Below are 10,926 nucleotides of genomic sequence, written 5' to 3' on the forward strand. Positions count from 1 at the left end.
AGTTGAGCAACGCTATGGGGCGTACCAGACTTTCCCGGTCACCCGATCTCGAGCCCTCGAAATTGCTACGTTCTGCCGGTCCGAAGTGACATGGGACACCGATCGTTGCAGGGGAGCGAGAATGCACGTAGAAGCACTGTTCGGAGATGGTTCGTTGCGTCCGGTCTGGCCGCACGCGGATGCACTGATCACCAGCGAATGCCCGGGGCTTCGCTTCGCCGGCAAGTACGCCGACGTCGTCGCTCTGAGCAACGGTGATCCGACCGCGTTGCGGCCGTTCGTCGACGAGGACACCCGACGCCGGGTGGCGAGCATGGCACCGCCGCGCACCGACACGGCGCTGGTGTTCGGAGCCAACGGATTCCTCGGCGCGCACCTGATCGGCCGACTCACTCGTGATTCCGCCGTCGAGGTCGTCTATGCGATGGTGCGCCCCACCGAGGAGGAGACGGCGTTCGAGCGCCTGCAGCGCACCTTCGACCAGTACGAGATCGAGGTCGACGCCGACAAGATTCGCATCGTCGAGGGCACTCCCACGACGTTCCGGTTCGGTCTCGACAAGGCTGCCTACTTCGATCTTGCTGCCGGAGTGGGGCAGATCTTCAATTGCGCCAGCTCGACCGACTACACCGAGAGCTATGCCGATCTGCGCGACGACTGGTTCGTGAGCGTCCTGCGCATTCTCGAATTCAGCATCACCTCCACGCGTAAGCACCTCACCTACGTGGGCAGCATCGGAGCTCACCTCTACCAGAAGCCCGAGGATTTTCGCCGCCCGGATTCGTGGTGGTACTCGGGCTACGCGCAGATGAAGTGGGTCAACGCAACGCTTCTCGGGTGGCTCTCGATGTCGGACACCTACTCCGTCACCCTGTGCGAGGCCCCCTACATTCTCGGAAGTACCGAACTCGGCCGTGATCCCGGACGGGTGTACAGCTTCTGGCGCATCATCGAACTGGCCATCGCCGCCGGTGCCATCTGGGACGGCCCGGGAATGAACTACGTTCCGGTGGACGTGATGTGCGACGTCATGGCCGGCAATGCGCTGCGCAGTCACCCGTTGACGCGGCTCCTACCGAGCAACCCCACCGGTTACGGCCACGACCTCTACGCCGAGCTGCTCGGACTCGACCTGGTGAGCTGGGACGAGTTCAAAGAGCGCGTCAGTTCGCGCATTTCGCCTCGATTTGCCGAGACGATGCTGGCCGACAACATCGATCAGCTGATGCGCCTGGTGCACAAGCCCGAGGCGATACTCCCACTCGACCACGACATCTCGTGGTGCGTCCACCGCCGACTGTTCGAGCTCTATTTCGAGAAAGCACAGCTCAAGACGCTCACGCCCGCCGCCGTCAACTGACGTGGCAGACGGATTCGAGCCCACCTCGGTGCGCCTACGGGACGTACCCATCGGCCGCGAGGTGACCAACGGCGTTCTCTCGCTCGGCTTCTACGTGGTGTGTGGGCTGATCGGACTGCTGCCCGGCCCGGTGCGGAACTGGGCAGCGGATGCCTTCGTGACCTGGTCGGAGAGCGTCGACGAACAGCGGCACAGCTGATGTCGTGGTGTCGGTGGGCCCTCGGCCTCGCTGCCGCGACGGCAGCTCCGTTCGCGCTGTTCGTCTACTGGCGAACCCGGTTCTTCTTTCGCGATCCGCATCGAGTACCGCCCGCCGATCCGCGAGCGGTACTGGCTCCTGCGGACGGCTTCGTCACGTACGTCAAACGAGTGGAGGCAGGCAGTACCGCGTTCGCAGTCAAGAAGGGGCGAACCATTGCCCTCGACGAGATCGCCGGCGTCGCCGAAGCCGACAGCGGGTACCTCATCGGCATCTACATGTCCGAATACTCGGTACACCGCAATCGAATTCCGATCTCGGGCATCGTCAGGATGCGCCGACACCGATCTGCGGCACCGTTCAACAAGTCGATGGCCCGGGTCGGGGCCAATCTGCTGACGCGGCGAACTCCCTACGACGTGGGCTGCGACTACCTGCTCACCAACGAACGACTCACCGTGTCGATCGAGCACGCGTGCGGAGCCGTGGTGACGGTGACGCAGATAGCCGACCTGTGGGTCAATCGCATCGTTGCGCACATCGCGGTGGGCGACACCGTCGAGCGCGGCGAGCAGTACGGAATGATCCGCTTCGGTTCTCAGTGCGACGTGTTCGTGCCCGACGCACTCGTCGACGAGATCACTGTCCGGCCAGGCAATTACGTGTTCGCCGGCGAGACGACGGTGGTGCGTTCACCGATCCTCGTCGACGGCAGACAACCGAGCGAAGAGGAACGATGATCACGATCGAAGAGGTCGACGGCAAAGCCGGTTGGCGTGAATTCGAGTCCGTCTCGGACCTGGTCTACCAGGGCGATCCGTACCGCCTACCCGACGAGTCGATGGACCTGGGCCGAATTCTCATCGCACCGCCGCCCTCGGTTGCCGCCACCCGCGTCACGAAAGCATTTCTGGCTCGCGAGAACGGGATTGCCGTCGGTCGCGTCGTGGCCATCCACGATCTGTCGTTCACCGAGTACACGGGGGAGCCGATCGGCTTCTTCGGCTTCTACGAGGCGGTCGACGATCACGACGTCGCCGAAGCGCTGCTCGACGCTGCGGCGCACTGGCTTTCGGCGCGCGGACTCGCGACGATTTCCGGGCCCTTCGGTCCGTCGATGTTCTACAGCGCAGGCATCGTCGTCGACGAGGTCCCGGCGCTGCCCCTGGTGGGGATGCCGCACAATCCGCTCTACTACGCGGCCCACTTCGAGAAGTGGGGTCTGATGGCGGTCAAGGACTTCTACAGTTACCTTTTCGACGACCCGTGCATCATCTACAACGACCCCAAATACGCGCGGCACATGCAGATCTTCGAGAAGATCAAGGCGCGATCCGAGGTGACGTTCCGGTCGATGAAATACCGGACGTTGCGACGCGACGCGAGCATCGTGCGGGATCTCTACAACAAGACGTTCGTGAACTTCTGGGGCTTCTCGCCGCTGTCCTACACGGAACTGTTCGAGTTGCTGAAGATGATGCTTCCGGTCATCGATCGTCGGCTCACCCTGCTGGCCGAACTCGACGGCAAGCCCGTCGGCTTTCTGATGGGAATCCCGGACGTCAATCAGGCCGCCGCGAAGGCGTCGCACCTGAAGTCGCGCTGGGCACGAGACCTGGTGACGCTGTGGCACGTCAAGCGTCCGGGTCGCACGGAGGTCATCGACGGAGTGCGGGTGGACATGCTGTTCGTCGATCCGGATTGCCCCGATCGAGCCGTGTCCTCTCTGCTGATCATGGAGATGTCGGTGCGTATGCGCGATCTCGGGTTCACGCGCGTCGAAGCGGCTCCCGTGCTCGACGACAGTCCGTGGATGAAGGGCTCGGTCCTGTCCCGGACGAAACTCGCTCCGCACCGCACGTACCGCATCTTCAGCCGGGAGTTGACGTAGATGACCGACACGATCTCGCGAATCGACCCGCAGGTGAGCTGCGGAAACATCGGCGACCGGTGGGGTCGACTGGTCGCGCGGCGACGCTGGGTGGTGCTGGCGATCTGGACGCTGCTGGCGGTGGGATCCGCGATTCTGTACCCAGCGCTGCAGAACTCCCTGGTGGGGGCCAACTTCTCCGTTCCCGGAACCGAATCCAGCCGCGCCGACCAACTGGTCGAGCAGCATTTCGCGTCCTTCGGCTCGGAACAGCTCGTCGTCACGTTCACCTCGGATTCGGTGGACAGCCGGAACCCGGCCTTTCGCGCACGGGTGGCCGAGGTCGTCTCGTCACTGAGGCAGTCACCGGACGTACTGCGTGTCGTCGACCCCTACGAGAGCGCAGGATTCGTCCCGACGATCTCCGACGACGGGACCTCGGCGCTCGCATTCGTCGGCATCGGCGGAGAGGCCAGCGATCGGATCGCAGTGGCCGAACGCGTGCAGGAGATGATCGGCGGTGCGTCCGGTGATGGCGTCGAGGTGGCGGTGACGGGCTACTCGCCGATGACCGTCGATCTCACCCGCGTCGAATCCGAGGACGCCGTGCGGGCCGAGAGCATCGGTCTGCCCATCGCTTTCGTGGTGCTGGTTCTGGCGCTGGGTTCCGTGGTCGCGGGCATCGTGCCGCTGGTCACCACCGGAATCGGAGTGCTGGCGGCGTTCGGCATGTTCGCGTTGCTGTCCAACGTGATGACCTTCGATGTTCTCGTCACCACGGTGGCGGCGATGTTCGGTCTGGGTCTGGGAATCGACTACGCACTCTTCATCGTCAGTCGGTTCCGGGAGGAGATCGGGCGGGCCGGACCCGGTGAAGATTCGGACAGGACCGAGCGCGCGGTGGGGGCGGCCATGGGCACCGCCGGACACATCATCGTCATCTCCGGTCTGGTCGTGTTGATCGCACTCGGAGCCCTCGCGATCGTCGATGTCCCTGCGGTGCAGAGCATCTCGTTGGTCGTCGCGCTCACCATCGCCACCGTCGTCGTGGTCGCGTGGACCCTGCTGCCGGCACTTCTCGCGGTGCTGGGAACGCGCATCGGGGCCTGGTCGCTGCCGCGACGATTCCAACCTCCCTCGGTCGACGAGCACGACGCCGCAGTTCCCACGTGGTGGTCGCGGTGGGCGCAGCACGTCATCGAGCACCCCTGGCGTTACACGGTCGCATCCGCCGCCGTCCTCATCGTCTGCCTGGTTCCCATCGGTTCGATCTCGTACGGGGTCGATCTAGGTGCCGAGGCGCTGAGCGCGGAACCGTCCGGACGAGCCAACACGGTCCTGACCGAGAAGTTCGCGCCCGGCACCATCTCGCCCATCACCATCGTGTTCACCGGCGAGGACGACAGTCCATTGGGACCGCAGCAGATCGCCACGGTCGACGCGTTCGCGAACTCCGTGCGCGGAGACGATCGCGTCGCCTACGCGTTGGCGCAACCCGAGGGCGGCCGGTCGTTGCTGATCGTGGTCCCGTCGGTCCCGATCGACTCGACGGAGGCCGCCGACCTCGTCGAAACCCTGCGTTCTCAGGCAGTTCTCGCCGGTGACGTGGACGGCACCAGCGTGTCCGTGGGCGGTACCACCGCGCTGGTGGTCGACGCATCCGAGGAGATCTCCGGCAAGTTCGTCTGGGTCGTCGCCGCGGTACTGGCCTTTTCTCTCTGTTACTTGGCCGTCGTGTTTCGCAGCGTGGTGATCCCGCTCAAGGCCGTCGCCATGAACCTGCTGGTCACCGGGGCAGCGCTGGGTGCCACCGTCGCCGTCTTCCAATGGGGTTGGGGTTCGAGCATTCTCGGCTTCGAGAGCCCGGGTTACATCCAGGTGTATCTACCGGTGACGGTGTTCGCCGTGGTCTTCGGTCTGTCGATGGACTACGAGGTGTTCCTCATCGGCCGTATGCGAGAAGTGTTCGTGCGGGGAGCGAGCAACGACGTCGCCGTCGTCGACGGCATCGAACACACCGCCAGGCCGATCACCGCCGCCGCCGCAATCATGATCGCCGTGTTCGCCAGCTTCCTCACCGCAGACGTGCTCGAGCTCAAACAGTTCGGCTTCGCTCTTGCCATCGCGGTGCTGTTCGACGCCGTGCTGGTGCGCATGATGCTGGTGCCGGCGATGATGAAGCTCTTCGGCGAGCGCAACTGGTGGCCCGGTACGCGGAATCGTCAGGTGGTCGGCAACTGAGCCGACGCCAGCAGCGAGCCGTCCGCGCCGCGGATCTCGATCTGGGTGACGTCGCCGCGAAGTACCGCCGCGTTCATGCGGCATTCGATGGTGACGTCGCTACCGAGAAACGTGCCGGACGGGAGTTCGGTGCCCCACCGATCGACGAGGACGACCTCGTACGGGCCTCGATCGGACACGCCGTCCATGTCGAGGAACGTCTCGGTGCCCCACGTGTGCGCAACGAGGCCGCCCTCGATGTCCACGCTCGGCATGCTCGTGGTGAAAGCGACCTGCTCGTAGGCACCCAGGGTTCCCGGAGGTCCGGTGATCGCGGCCGGTGGATCCTCGGGTTGCGGTCGAGAGGCGTCGATACCGAGCACGACGCCGCTGCCGACGACCAGCCCCGCGATCGCGGCGGCGGCCGCCAGGCCGGCCGATCTGCGCGGTCCACGTGTCCGCTGGGGTGGCCACGCAGAGCCGGGTGACGTACCCAGAACTCGGGCGCGGAGGTCGGGTGACGTCGATGCTTCGAGCCACGGTTCGGTCGGACCGCGACGACCGAGAGTCCCGGTCAGCGCGCGCAGTTCGGCGATGTCCCTGTCGACGGTGGGATCGGATGCTGCGAGCTCGCGTAGCTCGGCGGCCTCGGTGTCGTCGAGGTCGTCGCCGACGGCAGCGGCGATCAGTTCGGCTCGGCGATCGTCTCGGGCGTTCATGCTTCCTCCTGTCCGTCGAGATGGTCTCGCAGCGCCCTCAGTGCGTAGAAGGCGCGAGTGCGCAATGTTCGTACGGCAACGCCCGTCGACTCGGACAGTTCCGCATAGGTGGTTCCCGCCAGGTGCACCGCAACGACGACCTGCCGATGATCGGGAGAGAGAAGGGCGAGCGCGGCGATGATGCGCAGTCGCTCGTCCACGTCGGGACTGGTGTCACGCGAGATCGCGACCGATCGTCGGTCGAGGTCCTCGATCCTTTCCGACGCCGGCTTCGGCATTCTGCTCAGAGACCGTTGGACGTCGACGATCACATTGCGCTCGATGGCGAACAGCCAGGTACGCAGCGCTCCTCGGCTGGGCTCGAATCGGGACCGGGCCCGCCATGCGCGAAGGAACGTCTCCTGGACGCAGTCCTCGGCAAGCGCTCGGTCGCGCAGTGCGTTGACGGCGAAACCGAGCATGGCCGACGCATGCTCGTCGTACGCGGCAGCGACGTCGAAGTGCAGTTCGATCACGCTCCCGATGCTCATGACAGTGACTACGTCGACGGACCCCCGGACGTTCATATCCGAGACTGGAGTATTTCTTTACCGAATTTTGAACATCGTGGCATCGACCGTCGTACACCTCTGCACGGGCTCGCCTGCCCGATGCTCCCACGGAAGGCCCACGAGATGACCAGACGCTCGATCACCCGCCCGACCATGTCCGTCCGCGGCACCGCCACCGCAGTCGTCGGCGGCACGGCCGCTGCACTGATGCTGTTCACCGCGGCCCCGGCCGGTGCCGATACCCCCGTTGCCGAACCGGACTCGTTCACCAGCGCGTTCACCGCGATGGCAACTCCCGACCAGGTGGTGAACGGCGACGGTGTCGCCACTCCGGGCCAGCCGGGCGCGACGGGCACGTTCACGCTGCGCATCAATTCCGATCTCGACATCGTCTGCTACGACATCGCGCTCGACGGCGTCACCGGCGATTACATGAGCCCGGCCAAGACCGCCACGCACATTCACGAGGCGGCGGCGGGTGCTGCGGGACCTCCGCGTCTGGCGTTCCCGAACCCGACGCCGATCGGTGACGGCCCACGTTCGAGCACCGGCTGCATGCAGGGACCGTTCACCACCGGCCTGACGCCGGCCGGTGCCGACGCCGACAGTGGAACCGGATTCACGCTGGACCAGATCGAAGCAAATCCGGCGGGCTTCGCGGCCGACACCCACACCGTCGACTTCGTGGCCGGAGCGGTACGCGGACAGCTGACGCAGATTCCGGTCGGCTCCGTCGCCACCGGAGGTGGCGGTTCGGCTCTGGCCGCGGCGTCCGATTCGGCCTCCAGTAATGCGGTGCCCGTCGTCGGCGCGGTTGCCCTCGGCGCAGTAGTCCTGGGTGCAACGGCGATCGCGGGAGTGACGTTGGTTGCTCGCCGCAGCGGAACGGCACGCAGCTGAGATCTCGGCTCCTGGTTGCTGTTACGGCAGTGGTGGTGGTGACGGGCTGTACGTCCGCACCGCCGCCATCTGCCGCACCATCACCACCTGCCGCACCAACACCTACCTCGGTACCACCTGCCGCACCAGCGACCGAGTCCTCGACCGCTGGAGATTTGCCGGGACCGGGCCCGACGGCGGATTTCGCGGCGCAGGCACCGACCCGGCTCAGCGTCGAGGCCATCGACCTCGACGAGCCGTTGATCGGCCTCCATCTCACCGAGAACGGCGAGATGGAGGTGCCGAGCGACTACGACGACGTCGGGTGGTTCACCGGCGGCGGCAGACCGGGCGTGATCGGTAGTCCTACCGTGCTGGCCGGGCACGTGGATTCCACGACCGGTCCCGCAGTGTTCGATCGGTTGTCGGAGCTTCGACCGGGAGATGTCGTGACGGTGGGGGACGGGACGGGTGGTCGAGTCGACTACCGCATCGATCGGGTCGGCGACTACGGCAAAGTGGAGTTCCCGACGGTGCAGGTCTTCGGGGCGGTGCCCACCGACGAGATCAGGCTGATCACGTGCTCGGGCGACTTCGACGCCTCGGTGGGCAGTTACGAGCGCAACCTCGTCGTCTACGGAGTGCGGCAATAGCCCAGCGTTTTGGAGTTGACGCGGAGGATGTTGTAACCTGAACAACGGTTCGGATCACGAGTGCTCGCACTCCGGTCCAGACCGCCCAATCAAGTTCTACCCAAGACCGTTGGTCACCGCCTTCTCGAAGGATTCACTTCCGGGAGTTGCGCGGTTGAAGGTCCGAGATCGTGTCGGACGGCCCACGCAGGAGAACGAGGTAGGGAACCTGTCTGCAGTCCTCGCGACTGCCTGCTCGTTCACGCCCCGTGTGCTTCTTGCGCCGGGGCGTTCGTCGTTTTCCGGCCCTCTCGCGATCGACACAACTTCCCACGAGAGGAGGCGAAGTATGGCAAAGCCCGAAAAGGTCTCAGCAGTATCGGAGATCACCGAACAGTTCAAGGGTTCGACGGCTGCCGTCGTCACGGAATACCGTGGCCTGTCGGTGTCCGGTCTGACTCAGCTCCGGCGTGCGCTCGGCGAAGGTGCCACGTACTCCGTCGCCAAGAACACCCTGGTCAAGCGCGCAGCGGCCGAGGCAGGTATTACCGGCCTCGACGAGTTGTTCGTCGGACCGACCGCCATTGCATTCATCAAGGGCGAGCCGGTCGACGCAGCGAAGGCCATCAAGGCCTTCGCGAAGGACAACAAGGCCTTGATCGTCAAGGGCGGCTACATGGACGGCGCAACGCTGTCCGTGGAAGAGATCAACAAGATCGCAGACCTCGAGTCGCGCGAAATCCTGTTGGCCAAGCTCGCCGGCGCCATGAAGGGCAACTTGTCGAAGGCTGCAGGCCTGTTCAACGCTCCCGCATCGCAGTTCGCGCGTCTGGCGTTCGCGTTGCAGGAGAAGAAGGCTGCCGGCGCACCCGCCGCAGCCGAGGCACCTGCAGAAACAGAAGCACCGGCGGAAGCTCCCGCCGAAAGCTGATCCGCTGGTATTGGCGTACAGCTCAGCTCCACACCATCAACACCATGCCGCGGATCAGCGGTTAGGTACTTACAGGAAGGACCCGCCACCATGGCGAAGCTCAGCACCGAAGAATTGCTCGACCAGTTCAAGGAGCTCACTCTCCTCGAGCTCAGCGAGTTCGTGAAGGCATTCGAGGAGACCTTCGAGGTCACCGCAGCTGCCCCCGTCGCCGTTGCTGCTGCAGGCGGCGGCGCAGCCCCCGCCGAGGCTGCTGAAGAGCAGGACGAGTTCGACGTCGTCCTCGAGTCGGCCGGCGACAAGAAGATCCAGGTCATCAAGGTCGTCCGTGAGGTCGTTTCCGGCCTGGGCCTGAAGGAAGCCAAGGATCTCGTCGAGAGCGCTCCGAAGGCAATTCTGGAGAAGGTTGCCAAGGACGCAGCCGACGCCGCCAAGGAGAAGCTGGAAGCTGCCGGCGCGAAGATCTCCGTCAAGTAGGACCGCTTCGTTGCAGTCGTGCTTCGTGCTCTGAACGCACGAGCGCAAGAAGGGCCGTTCCCACCTCGGTGGGACGGCCCTTCTTCTGTTCTCGGACACCGCACGGGGTGCACCGTTGTGATCGATCACGGACTCCTGCAAATCGCGTGACACCGGCCTTGTGCCCCTGTTTACTCGGTTTCGCCGAAGTCCAAAGCATTCCGAAGGGTTTCGGCGGTCATTGTTTGTGGCGTGTCACAGCTTTGTGACGCAGGGACTTGTCACAGTTCTGGCGAGTCGCCGACCGTGTCGCGTGAGATGAGCCACACTGATGCAAGCTCTACAGCCTGACTCGGGGAAGTTCTTACTGGGCGGTAAGCTCCCGTGTCGGTGCGGACACGTGCATGGGATACAGTGACACAACCCACATCCGGGTCGATGTGTACGAATTGTGGAGGTCAGCGTGGGAGTCGAGGTTTCGGTCGAGGGATTGACCAAGTCTTTCGGGGTACAGAAGATCTGGCAGGACGTGACGTTGACCCTGCCGAAGGGTGAGGTCAGTGCGCTCCTCGGTCCTTCCGGTACCGGCAAGTCGGTCTTCCTGAAGTCCTTGATCGGCCTCCTGCGTCCCGAACAGGGCAAGATATTCATCGACGGAACCGACATCCTGCAGTGCTCCTCCCGTGAGCTCTACGAGATCAGGAAGCTCTTCGGGGTGCTGTTCCAGGACGGCGCACTGTTCGGCTCGATGAACCTCTACGACAATGTCGCGTTCCCGCTCCGCGAGCACACGAAGAAGTCCGAGTCCGACATCCGCAAGATCGTCATGGAGAAGTTGGAACTGACGGGTCTGCTCGGTGCCGAGGACAAGCTGCCCGGCGAGATCTCCGGCGGTATGCGTAAGCGCGCCGGTCTCGCCCGCGCTCTGGTTCTCGATCCCGAGATCATCCTGGTCGACGAGCCGGACTCCGGCCTCGATCCCGTTCGCACTACGTACATCTCGCAGACCCTGATCGACATCAACGCCGAGATCGACGCCACGATCCTGATCGTGTCGCACAACATCAACCTCGCTCGGACGGTGCCCGACAACATCGGCATGCTCTTCC

12 protein-coding genes are annotated in these 10,926 nt (G+C 64.5%); 10 read left to right on the forward strand and 2 right to left on the reverse strand.

What is annotated here, in order from left to right; translation table 11 throughout:
- Positions 1-121: 121 nt before the first annotated feature.
- The 5 genes from A2J02_RS21255 to A2J02_RS21275 are packed head-to-tail and all read left to right on the forward strand — an operon-like array spanning position 122 to position 5,670.
- Positions 122-1,360, forward strand: coding sequence for an SDR family oxidoreductase (locus tag A2J02_RS21255; protein WP_068053206.1), 1,239 nt, complete (start codon positions 122-124; stop codon positions 1,358-1,360).
- A gap of 1 nt (position 1,361) precedes the next feature.
- Positions 1,362-1,559: a hypothetical protein gene (locus tag A2J02_RS21260; RefSeq protein ID WP_027498233.1), complete on the forward strand. Its 198-nt coding sequence runs from the start codon at positions 1,362-1,364 to the stop codon at positions 1,557-1,559.
- Positions 1,559-2,299 carry a phosphatidylserine decarboxylase gene (locus A2J02_RS21265; protein ID WP_068053209.1) on the forward strand — a complete coding sequence of 247 codons (741 nt, stop codon included), beginning with the start codon at positions 1,559-1,561 and terminating at the stop codon, positions 2,297-2,299. Before A2J02_RS21260 ends, A2J02_RS21265 begins: the two co-directional genes overlap by 1 nt.
- On the forward strand, positions 2,296-3,450 hold the full coding sequence (locus A2J02_RS21270) for a hypothetical protein (protein WP_068053212.1): 1,155 nt from the start codon (positions 2,296-2,298) through the stop codon (positions 3,448-3,450). Before A2J02_RS21265 ends, A2J02_RS21270 begins: the two co-directional genes overlap by 4 nt.
- Positions 3,451-5,670 carry an MMPL family transporter gene (locus tag A2J02_RS21275; RefSeq protein ID WP_068053215.1) on the forward strand — a complete coding sequence of 740 codons (2,220 nt, stop codon included), beginning with the start codon at positions 3,451-3,453 and terminating at the stop codon, positions 5,668-5,670.
- Here A2J02_RS21275 and A2J02_RS21280 read toward each other — a convergent pair.
- The gene (locus A2J02_RS21280) at positions 5,652-6,368 is read right to left on the reverse strand and encodes a hypothetical protein (protein WP_068053218.1); all 717 of its coding nucleotides are present in this window, start codon (positions 6,366-6,368) and stop codon (positions 5,652-5,654) included. The genes A2J02_RS21275 and A2J02_RS21280 overlap by 19 nt on opposite strands.
- Entirely contained in the window at positions 6,365-6,898 is a 534-nt protein-coding gene (locus A2J02_RS21285) for an RNA polymerase sigma factor (protein WP_045840763.1), read from the reverse strand. Before A2J02_RS21285 ends, A2J02_RS21280 begins: the two co-directional genes overlap by 4 nt.
- Positions 6,899-7,042: 144 nt before the next feature.
- On the opposite strand from A2J02_RS21285, the gene A2J02_RS21290 reads away from it, so the two are divergent.
- The 5 genes from A2J02_RS21290 to A2J02_RS21310 form a co-directional block, all read left to right on the forward strand.
- A complete protein-coding gene (locus A2J02_RS21290; protein ID WP_027498227.1) occupies positions 7,043-7,819 on the forward strand; it encodes a CHRD domain-containing protein in 777 nt (258 codons plus the stop codon).
- A 155-nt stretch (positions 7,820-7,974) separates the two neighbouring features.
- Positions 7,975-8,451, forward strand: coding sequence for a class F sortase (locus A2J02_RS21295; RefSeq protein WP_231893840.1), 477 nt, complete (start codon positions 7,975-7,977; stop codon positions 8,449-8,451).
- 328 nt (positions 8,452-8,779) lie between these two features.
- Positions 8,780-9,361, forward strand: a complete 582-nt coding sequence (rplJ, locus tag A2J02_RS21300) for a 50S ribosomal protein L10 (protein ID WP_008713855.1) — start codon at positions 8,780-8,782, stop codon at positions 9,359-9,361.
- A 90-nt stretch (positions 9,362-9,451) separates the two neighbouring features.
- Positions 9,452-9,838: a 50S ribosomal protein L7/L12 gene (gene rplL, locus A2J02_RS21305; protein WP_008713856.1), complete on the forward strand. Its 387-nt coding sequence runs from the start codon at positions 9,452-9,454 to the stop codon at positions 9,836-9,838.
- 442 nt (positions 9,839-10,280) lie between these two features.
- The coding region (locus A2J02_RS21310) for an ABC transporter ATP-binding protein (protein WP_197478096.1) at positions 10,281-10,926 on the forward strand (646 nt) is incomplete at its 3' end.

Source organism: Rhodococcus sp. EPR-147 (assembly GCF_001647185.1).
Lineage (GTDB): Bacteria > Actinomycetota > Actinomycetes > Mycobacteriales > Mycobacteriaceae > Rhodococcoides.